Consider the following 16,560-nt stretch of genomic DNA (forward strand, 5'->3'; position numbering starts at 1 on the left):
GCAAAAGGTCATCCAAATGACACAGGACACACATTCCCACTTGCCAAAACCGGAGCCATATCAACGTCCCCGGGCCTGCGAAAAGCTCCAGAGGGCTGGAGCACTCCAAAACGCTGCCGCGCCTGCGTGAGCTCAATGGCATCCGAAACAGATGAGGCCATCGTCCGTTCATGTTCACGACAGAGGTCGTCAAGCTGACGCTCGCCACCAGCTCCACGAGGCTGTCGTTTTAGAACGCCCGTAACTTGTGGGTAAAGGTCAGGCTCTGACGACTCACCCAACCTCTCCCCGAAGCAAATCAGGGAACAATCTCATTGCGGGCGGGGAGAGGGGTTTCACGTGCGTTCACTTTGTCGGTAGCACTGGGTCTGGTGGCGGCGTTACGGTGGGCGCATGTTGAACTACCGCCTGTTTCTGCCGCTCTTTATCTGCGGAGTCGCCCACGCTGAAGACTTCGATGCCGCTCGTGAAGTCATGCGCAAAGCCGTGGCGAAGGGCAATCCGCACGGTGCCGTCTTGTGGATCGAGAGCGGAGAAAAGAAGACGACGCTCGTCGAAGGCCAGCGCGCTCTCGTTCCAGCGAAGGAAGCGATGACGGTGGACACGATCTTCGACGCTGCATCGCTGACGAAGGTGGTGGCGACGCTGCCGAGCGTGATGCTGCTCATCGAACAAGGCAAGATCGAGGTGGAGGCCGAGGTGCGGCGTTATGTGCCGGAAATGCGGCCAGGAATCACGATTCGGCATCTGCTGACGCACACCTCCGGCTTGAAGCCGGGCATTCCGAAGGAGCCGGAGTGGAGCGGTTACGAGGCTGGAATCAAACGGGCGGTCGAATTGGAGCCCGAAGGGCCGCCCGACCGCTTTTTCCGCTACTCGGACATCAACTTCATCCTGCTCGGCGAAGTCGTGCGGCGCGTGAGTGGCGTGAAACTCGACGAGTTCGCCTCCAAACACGTCTTTGAGCCGCTGAAAATGGATTCGACCCGTTTTCTGCCTCCCGACGACTGGAAACCGCGCATCGCACCGACGGAGAAGGACGAGAACGGCGTGATGCTGCGCGGCGTGGTGCATGATCCGACCTCGCGAAAGATGGGCGGCGTCACGGGACACGCGGGCTTGTTCACGACGGCGGGCGATCTGGCGAAGTATGCGCGCATGATCCTCGCCGGTGGTGCCGGCGTGCTGAAGCCGGAGACGGTGAAGCTCATGACGACGCCGCACACGATGGCGACCGTGTTCGAACGCCGGGGGCTCGGCTGGGACATCGATTCGCCCTTCAGCCGGCCGCGTGGCAAAACATTTCCTGTTGGCTCCTTCGGCCACACGGGCTTCACGGGCACGAGCTTGTGGATCGAGCCGCAGACGAAGACGTTTGTCATCTTCATGAGCTCGCGGCTGCATCCGGACGGCAAGGGCAGCGTGCGCGACTTGTATGAGGAAATCGGCACCGCAGCGGCCCAAGGCATGACCTTTGCCGCGAGCGGCCCGCCTTGGCCGCGCGATGAAAAAGAAGTGCCGACGGTGCTCAATGGCATTGATGTGCTCGTGCGACGGAAATTTGCCGATTTGAAGGGCCTGCGCGTCGGTTTGATCACGAACCAGACCGGCATCGACGCGCAGCGCCGCAGCACCATCGACCTGCTGGCCGCAGCGCCGGATGTGAAGCTCAAAAGGCTTTTCAGCCCGGAGCACGGCATCCGTGGTGAGCTGGACCAGGAGAAGATCGGCGATTCGAAGGACAAGAAGACCGGTCTGCCCATCTTCAGCCTCTACGGTGAGCGTCGTGCGCCTTCATCGGAGCAGCTTGCCGATCTCGACGCGCTCGTGTTCGACATCCAGGACATCGGCTGCCGCTTCTACACTTACATCGGCACCATGCGGCTGTGCATGGAGGCCGCGGCGAAGGCGAAGAAGGCGTTCTATGTGCTGGACCGCGTGAATCCCATCGGCGGACTCGCCGTGGAAGGCCCCGCCGTGCTCGACGAGGAGAAACAAACCGCCACGCACGCGATCCCGCTGCGCCACGGCATGACCGCCGGGGAACTGGCGGCGATGCTGAACGCCGAGCGGCAGATGAGTTGCGATTTGAAGGTCATTCCGGTCGAAGGCTGGCAGCGCGACCTGCTGTTCGATCAAACCGGCCTGCCGTGGATCAACCCATCGCCGAACATGCGTTCCTTGAATGCGGCGCTGCTGTATCCAGGCATCGGATTGCTCGAATTCAGCGTGAGCGTCGGTCGTGGCACCGACACGCCGTTTGAAGTGCTCGGTGCGCCGTATGCGAACGACCTGCGTCTGGCGCACGAACTCAACAAGCTCGGCCTGCCTGGCGTGCAGTTCACGCCGGTGCGTTTCACGCCGACCGCGAGCATCTTCAAAGGCGAGCCCTGCGGCGGAGTGCGCATCGCGATCACGGATCGTATGGCTTTGAATCCGGTCGAAACCGGCATCGCCATCGCCTGCACGCTGCAACGCTTGTATCCGAAGTCCTTTGCGCTCGAAAAGGTCAACACGCTGCTCAATCACAAGACGAGCCTGCCGCTGATCCGCGAAGGCCAGTCGTGGAAAAAGGTGATCGAGGCCTGGGGCACGGAGATGTCCGCCTTTGAGACGCGGCGTGCCGCGTTTTTGCGCTATCACGAGCCACGAAATTGAAACGGCCCTGACAGGCCTGCCCAACCGCGTCTCAGGCGATCACCGTAGCCACCACCGACGATTCAGGCGGCGGCCGGCCGGATGGGGACGTTGTGAATGGCAGGAACGTGATGCAGCCGATTTTGTTCAGCAACTGGGAGAGCCTGCTCCGCACTCTGGTGGTGGGTGTGCTGGCGTATGCCACGCTGGTGGCATTTCTGCGCGTCTCCGAGAACCGCACGCTGTCGAAGATGAGCGCCTTTGATCTGATCGTGACGGTCTCCCTGGGATCGACACTGGCGACGGCGCTGCTGACGAAGGATGTGGCGCTGGCAGACGGGGCGCTGGCATTCGCGGTGCTCATCGGGCTGCAGTTTGCGGTCACCTGGTCGGCGGTGCGCTGGCAGTGGATGCGGCGCCTCGTCACGGGGGAGCCGCTGATGCTCGTTTACCACGGGCGCTTCCTGGCCTCGATGCTGCGACGCGCGAGGGTGACCGAGGAGGAGGTCAAGGCGGCGGTTCGTGCGGCTGGCTGCGCATCGATGGCGGGAGTTCACGCCGTCGTGCTTGAGACGGACGGCTCGTTCAGCGTGGTGCGTGAGTCCACCGGACACGGCTCCTCAGCCATGGAAGGTGTCGCGTGTCCGGACGAAGCCCGCGATCTGGCCGCGTGATCTGCAAGAGGCATCTCGGCAGCCCCGCGTGTTGGTTTTCGCCGTCCGGAATCTGGCAGATCACTTCACCCGCACCTGCGCATGGTAGATGGCGGTTTTGCCTTCGTGGCTGGAGTAGTAGGTCACGTAAAGCAGGTCGTCATGCCAGTAGAGGCCGGGGTAGCTGCAGTCGCCGCCGCTGGGGAGTTCGAGGATCGGTGCAAGGCTGGTGGGCGTCATGGCGAAGAGGACCATGTGCGGGCCGGGTGTGGCCCCGAAGCCGCGTGAGCCGGCGATGAGCCTGCCATCGGGCAGCTCGATGAAGTTCGGGCCGCCGAGCGGCAGACCGGTGGCAGCCCAGGTCCAGTCGCGATACGGCGCGGATGCGGTGCCGATGACGCCTTTGCGGTCGCCGCCCTGACGGCTGACAAGGGCGAGGGCGCGGCCGTCTTTGAGGAACCGCAGCGTCGTTTCCGCAGGCTGTCCGGGCACGTTCAGGATGGAGGAGAGCTGCCACACGGAGCCGTCAGTGCTGGCGTAGCCTTTGAGGGACCATTCCTTCTCCGGCGCAGGTCCGCCGGAGGTCGGATGGATGTTGTAGCTGATGCCGTAGAAGCGTTTGTCCGCCGGATTGATGGTGACGCGCCAAAGGGTGTCGCCTTTGGCGAGGAGTTTCTGCAATGGCGTCCACACCTTGCCATCGAGCGTGGTGGCGTAGCGCGACTGCCGGCCTGCGGTGGCGGAGACGCCGGTGCAGAGGAGGTAAAGACGCTTGTTTTCGGGGGTGACGATGAGCTTCGGATCGCGCAGGTCGGTGCCGGCCTCGGCGATGGTGCCCTGATCGACCCAGGTCTTGCCGGAGGCGGAGATGAGGATGCGGATGACGCCCTCGCCCTTGTCGCCACTGGGACCTTCGCGAAAGCAAAGGTAAAAGAGGTTCTGGAAGCGGGTGAGGTCGGTGAAGGCGTTGTGTTCCGCCTTGTCCCAGATTTTTTCCACGTGGACCAGCTCCGCCGCCGGCGTCTGCGCCTGGAGCAGGCTGGCGGAGATGAAAGCAGCGGCGGTGGAGAGGAGGAGTCGGGTCATGACGCTGAATCGTAACGAGCCGCCGCCGAGTTTCACCGTTTCTTTGGCCCGGTGATGAAGAACAACGCGATGCCGAGGCAGGCGACGAGGAAGGTGCCGAAGGTGAGGACGGTGAGCGCGAGGTCGCGCAGGTCTTTGTCACGGATGAAGCCGAGCTTGTGAAACATCGTGAAGATGGTGGCCTCGAACTGACGCTGGCGGTCGGTGTGGCGCGTGACGCTGCCTGTCGTGGTGGAGACATAGACGCGGGTGTCGAGCCCGTCGCCCGTGTCGAATCGATGCACGGGCAGGATGCGGAAGATGTTCAGGTACTCGGTGTTGAAGGCGGTGAGGAAGTCCGTCTTCCTCACTTCCGCGCCGGCGAGAAAGTTCTTCGCGATCTCGGCGGCGTAGGCTTCATCACGTGAAGGGTCGAGCCTGCCATCGACCGCACTGACGTATTGCGGCGCACGTGATGCTTTTGTGTAGATCTGATACCAAGGCTGGCCGCCGATGCCGCGCAGGTTCACGGCCTGCACTTCGGGATTTGGCTCCGGCAGCTTCGTGACGGCTTCTGCGACGGTGATCTTGATGGCGTTCACATCCATCCCTCCGCCAGAGGGCTTCGCCTGGGGCGGCGGAGCCTGGGTGCGTGTCATGACGTTGTGGATGACTCCGCTTCCGGAGGCGATGAGCACGGAGAGGCTGAAGGCAAGACCGAGCCAGCGGTGGAGTTTGCGGATGAGGCGGGAGTTCATAAATCAAAATGGCTGATTGGTGAAGAATGGGCACAGAGACACGAACCGAATCTCTGCGCCCGCCACAGCTCAGCGATTACCACTTAAACTCAACACCAGCATAGAATGCACGGCCATTACCTGGGGAGAAAAGGTTGCTGTTCGCGGCTGTCGCCTGATTAACCACGCTGGTTGTTGCTGCGTAGATTTGATCGGTGAGGTTTCTGCCTTCGATGAAGAAGGACAAGCCTTTCTTGGTGCGGTAGCCAAACTTGAAGCCGAACAAGGCATATGAGCCAGCATCCAGCGTGTCTGCCGAGTCCACATTGTACTTGGTTGGTACCCACTCCAGATTCGGACCGGCGTAGAAACCACAGGGATGCGTGTAGAGCAATTGAGCTCGGTAGTAGTGCTCAGGAATGCCCGGCAGGCGGTTGTTGCCATAAGTGCTGTCTCTGTCGAAGTGAAAGTTATTCCACAAGTAGTTCTGCTGGAGCATCAGACGGTCTCCCTGGCTGCCCTTGGCACCAGGTTGCCCGCCAGTGGATGCCACGTCGTCATGCCATGAGGTGAAGATGCCACGAAACAGGTCCACGCTTAGAGATGCCTCGATGCCTTGATGGATGGTGCGTGCAGCATTCACCGTTTGGGTGACGCCAGGAATAACTTGGTATTGCAGCAATTCATTGTCGAGCCAGGCATAATAATAGCCCACGTCCCAGTTAAAACGCCCCTCGGTGCCACGGGTGCCCAACTCCAGTGTGGTGGCGGTTTGCGGGTCCAGTTTTACCAGACCGTTCCCGGCCACCGCGTCCGTCAACTCACCGAAGGTGGGCGGTTCAAAGCTGCGGCTGGCATTGAAATACACCTGCGTGGAGGGCTTCACATCCCAGATCATGCCGAGCTTTGGACTGAATCCCCACCACGCCTGACGGTCAGAGTTGTCGATGAGATTGGGGCCACTGAATGGAGGGGCCACGGCGAAGAGATTTTGCTCGTTGAGGTCACGGCTGGCGTAGCTGACTTGCGTGCCAGTCACGAGATGCAGGTCATCCAGAATGGAAAACTTGTTTTGGAGATAGAAGTCAAGATTCCACGATTGAGTCTCACCTTCAAAGTATTGAGCGCCTCGGCTGCCGAGGTTGTTGAGGAAGCGATTGTCTTGTACGATGCCATACATCAAGCTGGTGCCGATTGTGAAGGAGTTCTTGTGACCGAAGAGATCACCAGTGTTCTCATAGCGCAGATCGGTGCCAATATCGTTGGTGTTCTGGTCGATCCAGAAAAGAATGGGATGATCCAGATCTGTCCACGACCAAAAAGTGCTGATAGTGAGCTTCTGATGGTCGCCATCCGTGATCGTCGTGCGGTTCGCGATGCGCAGCATCTCGATGTCACGCCGCCAGTTCGAGTCCACGCGGTCGAGCACCTTTAGAAACGGCGGAGCGAAGTTGCTGATACGGACGGCTTGTTGCGGATCGGCGTTCATTTGATCCCTCGTCAGCTCTCCCGGCAACTCGGAATCGGAATGCACATAGGTGAGGTAGAAACGCGACTCCACCGTCGGGCTGATTTGGTAGCCGATGTTGGTGAAAAAGCGCTGGCTACCCTGCTGGCTGTGTTCACGAAAACCGGCTGTCTCACTATAGGTGAGGCTGGCATAGTAATCGACCGGGCCGGTCACTCCGCCTGAACTGATCTGGCCGCGGTAAGTGCCAAAACTGCCCATCTCAAATCGAGTTTGAATCGGGCTTGCCGTGTAGCCGGTGTGGGAGATGAAGTTGATCGCCCCGCCCAAAGTGGTCGAGCCATATTGAAGGGCATTCGCGCCACGATAAACCTCCACATACTGCGCAGAAAGTGGTTCGATCGTTTGCATGTCAAAACTGCCATCGGCCAAATTCACGGGTGAGCCATCCTGAAGGAGCTTGATGCCGATGCCATGAAAAGTGCGTGAGATGCCCGAGCCGCGAATGGAAAGTCGCGCTTCTTCGGCCCCAAAGCGTTCTTGAATAAACACACCCGGTGCGAAATCGAGGGCGTCCTTGAGCGTGGTGGCGCGTCCGAGTTTGTAGTCCTCCGCATCGACAATGCCAGCTCCGCCAGGAACGAACTCAGCGATTTGTTTCTTCCGGGCCTCCAGGCTCGGAACGGTGAGTGACGGCGACTCTTTGTCTGCCGTGATGACGATCTCCTTGAGCGGAGTCGTTGTTTTTTTTGTCGGGGCGGCAGTCTGCGCGTGCGCAGCGCCGGTCAGTGAGAGGAAGATGAGAAAGGGGAATGGTTTCATGAAAGTGGAAGTGATAAGGTGGCCGCCGCCGGAATCGGGGCGCGCACAAAGACGTGGGCCGGACTTTCAAGTCCGGCGGTTCGATGAATCGAACTTGGAAGTTCGATCTACAGTCAGGCCAGCCCGCGTCGTGGCGGTGGCATTTCCGGCTCCTCGCTTCGTCTCACCTGTTCTTCATGAACATGCACAAAGAACATCATGCCGGCCGCAGGCGCCACCAGCTTCGAGGTCTGCACGAGCACCGCGTCAATCTTCTTCACGGCCTGACCGTTCTGCTGCGGCTGTTCGTCATCAGAGGCCTGGCCCTGCTTCACCTTCTGGCAGAGGGCGCACGCGTTCTGGCCGTTGAAGGTCTTTTCCACCGCCTCGATGACGGTGCCCTCAGCCGCGAACGAGATGAGCATGCCCGTCCACGCGATCCCCTGCAGCAGCGCCCAGTGCATGCCGAGAGACAGGCACACGACCAACACCAAGGCCTGCCTGGCCAGGTGTGGCAGCATTCTTTGACGCACGTTGGGTCCCATCAGGGTGCGCGAGTATGGGAGAATGAGCCCCGGTGTCAAGGCATGCCCTTGGGTTGCCACAGATCGTCCTTCCGTGCGCGGAAACCGATTCACGCGGCCCGTTTGCGGCGCAGGAGCAGGGAGATGGCTCCCAGCCCCGCCAGCAGCAGTCGCGAAGGCTCCGGAACGCCGGCAGGCATGAGCTCGATGTGGCCGAGGATCTTGTTCGGGTCGGTGTCTCCGTTGCCTTGCAGAAAGTTGTACCAGTCGGTGTTGCCGAAGATGTAGTCGCCGGAGAGGTGGAGGCTGCCGTTGATGGTTTCCTCCGTGACATTGGTCAGTTCAAAGATGGTTCCTTGTCCGGCACCGGAGGTGGCCAGGATCTTCCAGATGTTGTCGGTCGAGTCCTTTTGAAGAGCGAGATGCTCCCACCACACGGAGGCTCCGGGCTCGTTGAAGTCGCTGGTGATGCGGAACGAGGCCCCGAGACCGATGTAGCCATAGGGGTTCGTGGTGGAGTTGTAGTCGGTGATCTTGTGGTTCGCCGCGAAGCTGTTGGTGCCGTAGGTGTTCACTGCCAGGGTGAAGACGGCGTCGGCCAGGGGTTGAGTGACTCCCGTGAGATAATTGGCAGGATAGCTGGCCGCGACCCAGCTCGTGCCTTCGAAACGATCGGGGTACATCCAGCGCTGGCCGGTGGCGTCGGCCGTCGGGCCGGAGGTGCCGGTGGGTGCGCCGCTGATCGTGGTGTAGGCAGCGCTCGGCGCGACTGTGGCCCATGCGGCCCTGTCATAGCTGAAAGTGACCGTGCCGTCGGCGGTGGTGTTCGCGGTGACGGCGGCTGACACAGGGCGGGTGCCGGCACTGAGGCAGATCAAGAGGAGCGCGGAAAGAAAGCATCGATTCATGGGAAAGGTCTCCGAGTGGAAGGTGCTGATAGTTTGACCCTGATCGGATGACGAGCCTGAACCGCCTCCTGCGACCAAATGCCGCGCAGGCCCTCAGATGATGCCCGCATCAACGCCTGTGGATGACGTTCTGAAGCTTCTCGCCCCACTTCGCCATGAAACCGGCGTGCATGTGGTTGAGCAGATCGACGACTTCTTTGGGGGCGGTGGCGGCGTTGCCGGACTTCGCGAAGTGCGGCTGGGGGTCGTATTCGGCGAGGAGCTGCACGCCTTGAGCATAAAAATCGCCGCGGTATTCGCGAACGAGGTCGAGGGCGAGGTCGATGCCTGCGGTGACGCCTGCGCCGGTGATGACGTTTTGATCACGGACGATGCGCTGGGCCACCGGTGTGGCTCCGGCGATCTTGAGGAGATCGAGCGTCTGCCAGTGCGAGGTGGCACGTTTGCCTTTGAGAAGGCCTGCGGCACCGAGGATGAGCGAGCCGGTGCAGACGGAGCCGATGCGCTTCGAGCGGCTGGCGGCCAGGGTGACGAAATCGAGCACCTTGTTGTCCTCCATGGCCTGGATGGTGCCGGTGGTGCCGCCGGGGATGAGCAGCAGATCAAGCTGCTCGGGGCATTGGTCAAACGTGAGCTGCGGGGTGATGAAGTAGCCGCTGTCCGTCTTCACCGGCTCTGCGGTGGCGGCGATGAATTTCACGCTGGCTCCTGTCATGCCCGCGAGCATGTGCTGCGGGCCGATGGCATCGAGTGCGGTGAAGCTGGGATAGATCAAAATGGCGATTTTTTCACTGCCGGGCTTCAAAAGCTCCATCGCACGAGCATGTGCCTTTTCGGCATCGCTTTGAGCGGAGGCCTCTCGCAGGCTGATGAGGCCGCTGGCGGCGGTGAGGGCCTTCAAAAAGGCACGGCGGGTGGCGGGCGTGATGTCGTTCATGATTTTTAATCCTCGATAAGGCGGTAGAAGCGTGATCCTGAGGGTGCGGAAGGTGTGAGCGGAGGGCCGTTGTCGTTCCACTGGATGAGCTGCTCGCGGCCGGTGACCTTGGTGCCGATGGAATGCCAGTTGAGGAGGTCAGTGGAGTATTGGAGCTGGTAGCAGGCATTGCCTTTGCCGGTGAGATCAATGCGCATGCCGCCGCCGGTTTGAGTGAGGAGAGGCATGCGAGGCGGCATGACGGCCGCAGTGGGTGTTTCGAGGCGGAAGGTGCCGATCTTCTTGCCCCAATCACCAGGGAAGAAGTAGAGATCGAGTTCGTAAGACATCGTCAGATCGCCCTCGACGACCAGTTTGCCGCTGCTGGCGGTCACCGTGACATTCGCGGTCTCAAACGCGGGCACGCCGATGAAGGCGTAGTTGTTCACGAAGACCCAGCCGCGATTGGGATAGGGATACTCGGTGGCGGAGAGGTTGTAGCGAATGTCGAAATCACCAAGGACGAAGCCACCGGTGAAGTCGCCGATGTAGCGGGTGATGCCGGTGAGGCCGATGACGCCGCTGGCGGTGCCGGTGACATTCGCGGGATCGTAGGTGAAGGTGCTGGGCACACGATGCCGCTGCGGACCGGGACGTGGATCGTTCAAATTGGTGACGCTGGTGCCATTGATCTCGCACTTGAGGCACTGGGCGGGGATCTCGGTGAAATTGGGAACGATGTGCTGGGAGAGAATCTGGTCGTAGGTGCGGTTGCGGTCTTCATCACCGCGGAAGAACTCTTCCAGGATGAGGGCGCGGATGTTGGGGTCCGTGCCGTAGTTCAGATTGCCGAGCGCCACGGGATCGAGATCGAGCACGACGGTGCCGGAGGTCACTGGAATGGTGACGGCAGAGGCGCTGAGGGCGAGCAGCAGCGAGGCGATGAATGAGAAAAGCGGCCAATGCATAGCGGGGATCATTCTTCGATGAGTCGGTAGAAGCGAAGGCCGCTGCCGGAGGGTGCGGAAGGTGTGAGCGGCGGGCCATTGTCCGTCCATTGGATGGGGACGCCGGTGCTATTGACCTTTGGTCCTGCGTTGAACCAGTTGGTGAGATCGGAGGACCACTGGAGCTGGTAGATGGCATTGCCTTTGCCATTCACACCGATGCTAAAGCCGCTGCTGGAGATGGATGGACCGGCCGGTGCAATGAGCGGCAGCGCGGGCGCGGAGGTATCGAGCGGTGTTTCGAGGCGGAAGTTTCCGATGTCCTTGCCGTGATCGCCGGGGAGGAAAAACAGGTCGAACTCCTGGGAGATGGTGACATCGCCGGTGATGATGAGTTTGCCGCCCGTGGCGGTGACGGTGACATTGGCGGTCTCAAAGGCAGGCACGTCCGCGAAGTCGAACCAGTTCACAAACATCCAGCCACGCGTGGGATCGCGGCGGAAGGTGAAGTCACCGAGGACAAAAACACCGGTGAAGTCGCCAATGAACCGAGTGACGCCCGTGAGGCCGATCTCGCCCGTGGCCGTGCCGGCGACATTGGCTGGATCGTAGCTGAAGGTGCTTGGCTTGCGGGTGCGTCCGGCAAGGTTGGTCACCGTGGTGCCATTGATCTCGTATTTGCGGCTGTTGGTCGGGATGGCGGTGTAATTGGGCACCAGATGATCGGTCATGATCTGCGAGCGGGTGCGGTTGCGATCCTCATCGCCGCGAAAAAACTCCTCCAGGATGAGGCCGCCGATGTTCGGATCAGAGCCGATGTTCGTGCTGGCGAGCGCGGCAGCATCGAAATCGACGACGATGGAGCCGGAGGTCACTGGAATGGTGACCGCATGGGTGGAAGTGACGGCCATGAAGCTGGCGAGAGCGAGGAGGCGGGTCGTTTTCATGGTTCAGAACGTGTAGGAAAGCGTGAGGGCAAAGGTGATGGGCCGTGCCGGTGCCACGACGTCCTCGCCAAGGTAGGGATAGGGCTCGTAGTAGAAGTTGTTGGTGAGGTTCGAGATGGAGAGCGCGGCCTTGAAGGCCTTTCGCTCATACGAGATCTGGGCATCGGCGACGTAGTAGGGATCGGTGTAGTAGTTGTTCGTGAGGCTCACGGGACGCTTCGAGCCGAGGGTGATGCCGAGACCGATGCCGAGGCCCTTCAGCAGGCCTTCCTGCACGCGGTAGCGCACGGCGGCGCGGCCTGCGTGCTCCGGCACACGTGGGAGGCGCTTGCCCACGCGGTCGAGCTGCTTGCCGACGGTGACGATGTTGTTTGGCACGTCCTCCGTCACACGGGCATCGGTGTAGGCGTAGGCGATGAGGAATGAAAAACGCGGATCAGGCTCCCACGCGAGATCAGCCTCGATGCCTTGTGAACGCTGCTGACCAACCTGCTGCGTGCTGCCGGGGATGAAGGGATTGGCGGTGGGCACGTTTTCGCGGACGAGGTGATAGCCTGCGATCGCACCGGAGATGCCGAGGCCGTCGTTTTTGAATTTGAGGCCGCCTTCCAGCATCTCGGAGGTCTCCGGCACCGGCGGCTCCTTGCCGGTGTAGTTCAACACACCGCGGTAACCTTCCGAATAGGCTCCGAAGAGCGAAACACCACCCGCGACATCGATCACCGCGCCGAGTCGTGGGGCGATCTCCGTGTAGGTCTCCTCGTATTTCGTGAGCGCTCCGAGGGTGTTGTCCGTTTGGTATTGATGATCGATATCGAGCTGGATGAAACGCAGCCCGGCGAGCACATGCACGCGATCAAACGCGGTCATGTGATCCTGGATGTAGATGCCGCTGGTGCGGAAGATGTTCTGCGTGCGGTCCACGATGGCGGGCTGCACATAGTTGATGGTGCTGCCCGGCGTGGCGAAGTCGATGAAACCGGCACGCGAGGCCAGGATGGTCGGCGGGAACGGCGCGGGGAGATTGATGCGCAGATGGCTGAAGCCGAGCGCGGCGATGCTTTCCGTGAAGTCGAGATCGCCCCCAAGGATGAGCTCGTGCTTCGTGGGACCGAGTTCGAAGCGTCCGGTGAGCCAGGCATTGATGGTGTATTGCATCGCATCGGACGGCAGGTAGCCGCTGAGCACGGGATAGACACTCGGCGTGGCCGGCAGTGGCGACTGGGCGCTGGCAAAGGTGTAGATCGAATACTCGTCGAAGCTGTTTTGCAGGTATTGCGCGGCCAGATTGAACTCCAGGTGCTGTGAAAAGGCATGCTTCAGCGTGGCGAGCAGGCGGGTGTTTCGGATGGTGCTCAGCGGTGAATCCACCGCGCCGGTGTAGCGATACGGGTCCACGGATGGCCCGGTGTAGGCGGCGACCTTGTTCGTGGCAGGGGACAGCACGAGCGCGGCGGGCAGGCCGGAGTATTCCAGCATGTCGAGCTGGCTGAACTGAGCCCGGAAGGTGAAAACCGTGTCCGGTGTGATCTCCCAGCGCAGCGTGGGATTCACCGACCAGCGCTTTTGCCAGACCTCGTCGATGTGGCTGGTTGCGTCCTCGTAATCGGCGGTCACGCGGAAGGCCAGCGAGCCATCCTTCGTGAGAGGCATGTTGAAGTCCGCGAAGGGATTCCGCGTCTGCCAACTGCCGCCGCGATACCCAAAGGTGTATTGCTGCTCTTTGAGAGGATCGACGGAGACAACATTGATAATGCCTCCAAGCGGTGAACCCACTCCGCCGCCGAAAAGCGCTGCCGTGGGACCTTTGATGACTTCCACCGCCTGCACATTGACCAGCGTGGCGGTATCCATCGACGAGGTGGTGCTGTAACCGGGCATGCCATCCACAAAAAGCTCCGCAGAAAATCCGCGCACAAGCGGGCTGAGGATGAGCGATTGGTAGGTCTTCACCGGCACGACACCGGACACATTCGTCAACGCATCGCCGAGTGTCTGCGCATCCTGTTCTTTGATCAGCTCGCGTGAGAGCACCTGGATGGACTGCGGCACGCGATTCAGCGGCACGCTCGAACGCGTGGCGGTGGTGATGCCGGGTGCCCACGCCTTGGGTTTCTCACGCTCCGCCTCGACCACCACCGTGCCGAGTTCGATGGCGTCATCTTGACCCGGAAAGCCTTCTTCTTGGGCGCTCGAAAACAAAACCGCCATCCAGGAGGCACACAAGACGAGGCGTGCCTGCATGGCATGGCGGCGGGTCATGATCGTCGAAGCCGTCGGGAGGCAGAATCAGGCCTCCGCGAGGCGTTTCCGCTGCCGGCGCAGCATCACACTGGCGAAGCCGGCGAGACCAAGCAGAGCCCGTGAGGGCTCCGGTGCCGAGGAGAACGAAAAACTGCCGTAATCAGCGCCTGCGACCAAGCTGCCATCGCTGAAGGCGCCGAAATTCACCGCAAACTCGGGTGAGACAAAAAGATCACCCGTCAGCGTGAAGTCATCGCCATCGATCAGGGTGCTCACATTGGCGAGATCGAATGCGATCATGCCAAAGGTGTAGTGATTCTCGAGATACCAGCCGGATTTCGCCCCCACGGCACGAGCGGCGGAGTACTCGAGTGTGTAATCCCCCATGATGAAGCCCGAAGAGCCGAGATAAAGCCAGCGATCGACCCCGCCGAGGCCCACCTGGCCTGTGACGGTGCCGGTGAGATTGGAAACGTCATACGTCATCGTGGTGTCCTGGATGAAACGACCTGCGGGACTGGACGGTGCGCCCGTGTTCACGCCGTATTGAAGGCCGGAGTTTGAAAGCACGTCCCCAGCCAGGGGGCTTTCGATTTGAGCCGCGGTCAACGTGTTGGAACTGGCCTGGTTGAAGTGATTGGGATCGAACAAATACAGACCGCTGGTGCCCGTGTAGTCGAGCGTCAGGAGCCCCTGGGTGACTGCGACGGTGGCGGCGTGGGCTGACCACGTGGAAAGGATGGCGACTGAGAGTAGAAGACGTGTGGTCATGGGCGTCGGTGGAACGGCGTGGCCCATACCACCCCGATCTCGAGCTTGCCCTGCGGTTTATTGTCGCACCCATGTCTTCGTCATGGCGTCTCCCTCGCAGTCTTGTTTTGAATCCTTCATGCCGTCACCGGGTGTTCCCTCAGTCACCAACATCACGCTGGGCTGGCTGTTGCGCCTGCGCTGGCTGGGAGTGGCAGCTCAGATCACCGCAGTCGTCATCAGCGGCGTCGTTTTAAGTCTGGACCTGCCGTGGTGGCCGCTGCTGGCGGTAATCGGTGTCACGGCGCTGTCCAATCTGCTGCTCCAACGCTATGCCGACACCGCGTGGAAGCGCGGCGAGGGCACGCTCACGACGGTGATCGCCGCAGATGTGCTGCTCCTGACCGCGATGATCTATCTCACCGGCGGGGCATCGAATCCCTTCACCTCCTTCTATCTCGTGCTCGTCGCACTGGCAGGCATGTCGCTGAGCGGCCGGGGCCTCGCGGCGATCGTGGCACTGGCCACGGCGGCCTATTTCTTCGTCTATTACAATGGTCTTCCGCTCCGTGGACCCGGCGGAATCGGTGAGATCGGCTGTCCAGGCTACAGCCTCCATCTGCAAGGCATGGCCGTGGCGTTCTTCCTCACCGCCTTGTGCGTGGCCTACTTTGTGCGCCGCATGCTGCACAGCCTGCAGTCACGCGACGCCGCGCTCGCCGCCGCTGAAGCCCGTGCGGCGCGTGCAGATCAGTTCAGCGCCCTCGCAGCGCTCGCGGCGGGAGTCGCGCATGAGCTGGGCTCGCCGCTCGGAACCATCGCTGTGACCGCGCGTGAAATGGAGCTCGCCCTCGAAAGAAAAGCCGACGCTGGGCTTCTGGAAGACGCCACCCTCATTCGGGAGCAGGTGGAGCGCTGTCGCAGCATCCTGGACCGCCTCGATCATCGCTCCACCTCAGGCGTGGGGGATGGTGTGGAGCCCTGCACCGTCGCATCACTCCTCGCCGGCATGAAAACGGCGCTTCCAGCTTCGATGATTCCTCGTGTCATCACACGCGATCTGGCCGACGGGCCGGCTTTTCAACTGCCACGTCATCCCATCATCCAGGCGCTGGTCGTCCTGGTGCAAAACGCCTGCGAATCAGACGAGTCCGGGCAGCCGGTGGAGCTCGAAGTCGCCACGGCGGAGGGGCAGCTCCTTTTCACCGTCATGGATCGCGGCTCCGGCATGACCACTGCCGCCGCGAAACATGCGGGAGAACCATTCTTCACCACCAAACCACCGCGCAAAGGCATGGGGCTGGGCCTTTTCCTCGTCCGCACCCTGGCCCGCCAGCTCCAGGGAGAATTGCAGCACCTGCCACGCGACGGCGGCGGCACTTGTGCGGTTCTGCAGGTTCCGGTCATCCCGAGCTCCTCATGAATCCGAATCTCCAGCGCATCCTCCTCGTGGATGATGACCATGTCTATCTCCAGCGCCTCGCACGCGCCTTGCGGGACCGCGGCTGCACCGTCGCAGCCGTGGAAACGGCCGAGGCGGCGATGGCCGCAGCCCGGCTGCTTCTCCCCCAGGCGGCGGTGCTTGATTTGAAGCTGCCCGGTGCCAGCGGGCTCGCCTGCCTGCGCGAATTGCACGCGGCATGGCCTGAGATGCGCATTTTGATCCTCACTGGCTACGGCAGCATCGCCACCGCCATGGAAGCTGTGCGTCAGGGTGTCTGGGACTACCTGACCAAACCGGTGGATGCGGATCAAATCCTCGCCGCTCTCACCAGCGATCCGTCAGAGCGCCAGCACGACGGCGAGATCACGCCCTCCTCGCTCGACCGCCTCGAATGGGAGCACATCCAGCGTGTGCTCAATGATCATCAAGGCAACGTCACGCAGACCGCCGCCGCGCTCGGCATGCACCGGCGTTCCCTCCAGCGCAAGTTACGCAAGGAGCCGCCGAACCCATGAGCGA

Annotated in this window: 14 protein-coding genes; 4 read left to right on the top strand and 10 right to left on the bottom strand. The window is 61.4% G+C overall.

All coding sequences use genetic code 11. The features are described from left to right. The first annotated feature begins 393 nt into the window (after window positions 1–393). Both IAE77_RS22270 and IAE77_RS22275 read left to right on the top strand, forming a co-directional pair. Complete coding sequence (locus IAE77_RS22270; protein WP_294231516.1) at window positions 394–2,658, top strand: exo-beta-N-acetylmuramidase NamZ domain-containing protein; 2,265 nt, start codon at window positions 394–396, stop codon at window positions 2,656–2,658. 110 nt (window positions 2,659–2,768) lie between these two features. Continuing rightward, a complete protein-coding gene (locus IAE77_RS22275; RefSeq protein ID WP_294231518.1) occupies window positions 2,769–3,311 on the top strand; it encodes a YetF domain-containing protein in 543 nt (180 codons plus the stop codon). A 60-nt stretch (window positions 3,312–3,371) separates the two neighbouring features. On the opposite strand, the gene IAE77_RS22280 is transcribed toward IAE77_RS22275, so the two are convergent. The 10 genes from IAE77_RS22280 to IAE77_RS22325 form a co-directional block, all read right to left on the bottom strand. Beyond that, window positions 3,372–4,376 carry a sialidase family protein gene (locus IAE77_RS22280; protein WP_294231520.1) on the bottom strand — a complete coding sequence of 335 codons (1,005 nt, stop codon included), beginning with the start codon at window positions 4,374–4,376 and terminating at the stop codon, window positions 3,372–3,374. Between the two features lie 32 nt (window positions 4,377–4,408). Further along, window positions 4,409–5,113: a PepSY domain-containing protein gene (locus tag IAE77_RS22285; protein ID WP_294231523.1), complete on the bottom strand. Its 705-nt coding sequence runs from the start codon at window positions 5,111–5,113 to the stop codon at window positions 4,409–4,411. 76 nt (window positions 5,114–5,189) lie between these two features. Then, entirely contained in the window at window positions 5,190–7,382 is a 2,193-nt protein-coding gene (locus tag IAE77_RS22290; protein ID WP_294231525.1) for a TonB-dependent receptor, read from the bottom strand. A gap of 113 nt (window positions 7,383–7,495) precedes the next feature. Next, complete coding sequence (locus IAE77_RS22295) at window positions 7,496–7,882, bottom strand: hypothetical protein (protein ID WP_294231528.1); 387 nt, start codon at window positions 7,880–7,882, stop codon at window positions 7,496–7,498. A gap of 113 nt (window positions 7,883–7,995) precedes the next feature. Beyond that, entirely contained in the window at window positions 7,996–8,793 is a 798-nt protein-coding gene (locus tag IAE77_RS22300; protein ID WP_294231530.1) for a PEP-CTERM sorting domain-containing protein, read from the bottom strand. A gap of 109 nt (window positions 8,794–8,902) precedes the next feature. After that, a complete protein-coding gene (locus tag IAE77_RS22305; protein WP_294231532.1) occupies window positions 8,903–9,730 on the bottom strand; it encodes a DJ-1/PfpI family protein in 828 nt (275 codons plus the stop codon). A 5-nt stretch (window positions 9,731–9,735) separates the two neighbouring features. Then, window positions 9,736–10,677, bottom strand: coding sequence for a hypothetical protein (locus tag IAE77_RS22310; protein ID WP_294231534.1), 942 nt, complete (start codon window positions 10,675–10,677; stop codon window positions 9,736–9,738). Between the two features lie 8 nt (window positions 10,678–10,685). Beyond that, complete coding sequence (locus IAE77_RS22315; RefSeq protein ID WP_294231536.1) at window positions 10,686–11,603, bottom strand: hypothetical protein; 918 nt, start codon at window positions 11,601–11,603, stop codon at window positions 10,686–10,688. 3 nt (window positions 11,604–11,606) lie between these two features. Then, window positions 11,607–13,865, bottom strand: a complete 2,259-nt coding sequence (locus tag IAE77_RS22320; protein WP_294231538.1) for a TonB-dependent receptor — start codon at window positions 13,863–13,865, stop codon at window positions 11,607–11,609. 27 nt (window positions 13,866–13,892) lie between these two features. After that, a complete protein-coding gene (locus IAE77_RS22325; RefSeq protein ID WP_294231540.1) occupies window positions 13,893–14,618 on the bottom strand; it encodes a hypothetical protein in 726 nt (241 codons plus the stop codon). 118 nt (window positions 14,619–14,736) lie between these two features. Here IAE77_RS22325 and IAE77_RS22330 point away from each other — a divergent pair, with 118 nt between their 5' ends. After that, a complete protein-coding gene (locus tag IAE77_RS22330) occupies window positions 14,737–16,020 on the top strand; it encodes an ATP-binding protein (protein WP_294231541.1) in 1,284 nt (427 codons plus the stop codon). Continuing rightward, the gene (locus IAE77_RS22335; RefSeq protein ID WP_294231543.1) at window positions 16,017–16,556 is read left to right on the top strand and encodes a response regulator; all 540 of its coding nucleotides are present in this window, start codon (window positions 16,017–16,019) and stop codon (window positions 16,554–16,556) included. Before IAE77_RS22330 ends, IAE77_RS22335 begins: the two co-directional genes overlap by 4 nt. Window positions 16,557–16,560 lie beyond the last annotated feature (4 nt).

It is taken from the genome of Prosthecobacter sp. (assembly GCF_014879935.1).
Classification (GTDB): Bacteria; Verrucomicrobiota; Verrucomicrobiia; order Verrucomicrobiales; family Verrucomicrobiaceae; genus Prosthecobacter.

Excerpts from the sequence above, each read along its gene's own strand:
- IAE77_RS22305 (WP_294231532.1), bottom strand. The coding sequence starts at position 9,730 with ATGAACGACATCACGCCCGCCACCCGCCGTGCCTTTTTGAAGGCCCTC.
- IAE77_RS22325 (WP_294231540.1), bottom strand. The coding sequence starts at position 14,618 with ATGACCACACGTCTTCTACTCTCAGTCGCCATCCTTTCCACGTGGTCA.
- IAE77_RS22280 (WP_294231520.1), bottom strand. The coding sequence starts at position 4,376 with ATGACCCGACTCCTCCTCTCCACCGCCGCTGCTTTCATCTCCGCCAGC.
- IAE77_RS22300 (WP_294231530.1), bottom strand. The coding sequence starts at position 8,793 with ATGAATCGATGCTTTCTTTCCGCGCTCCTCTTGATCTGCCTCAGTGCC.
- IAE77_RS22290 (WP_294231525.1), bottom strand. The coding sequence starts at position 7,382 with ATGAAACCATTCCCCTTTCTCATCTTCCTCTCACTGACCGGCGCTGCG.
- IAE77_RS22310 (WP_294231534.1), bottom strand. The coding sequence starts at position 10,677 with ATGCATTGGCCGCTTTTCTCATTCATCGCCTCGCTGCTGCTCGCCCTC.
- IAE77_RS22295 (WP_294231528.1), bottom strand. The coding sequence starts at position 7,882 with ATGCTGCCACACCTGGCCAGGCAGGCCTTGGTGTTGGTCGTGTGCCTG.
- IAE77_RS22285 (WP_294231523.1), bottom strand. The coding sequence starts at position 5,113 with ATGAACTCCCGCCTCATCCGCAAACTCCACCGCTGGCTCGGTCTTGCC.
- IAE77_RS22330 (WP_294231541.1), top strand. The coding sequence starts at position 14,737 with ATGCCGTCACCGGGTGTTCCCTCAGTCACCAACATCACGCTGGGCTGG.
- IAE77_RS22275 (WP_294231518.1), top strand. The coding sequence starts at position 2,769 with ATGCAGCCGATTTTGTTCAGCAACTGGGAGAGCCTGCTCCGCACTCTG.
- IAE77_RS22335 (WP_294231543.1), top strand. The coding sequence starts at position 16,017 with ATGAATCCGAATCTCCAGCGCATCCTCCTCGTGGATGATGACCATGTC.
- IAE77_RS22270 (WP_294231516.1), top strand. The coding sequence starts at position 394 with ATGTTGAACTACCGCCTGTTTCTGCCGCTCTTTATCTGCGGAGTCGCC.
- IAE77_RS22320 (WP_294231538.1), bottom strand. The coding sequence starts at position 13,865 with ATGACCCGCCGCCATGCCATGCAGGCACGCCTCGTCTTGTGTGCCTCC.
- IAE77_RS22315 (WP_294231536.1), bottom strand. The coding sequence starts at position 11,603 with ATGAAAACGACCCGCCTCCTCGCTCTCGCCAGCTTCATGGCCGTCACT.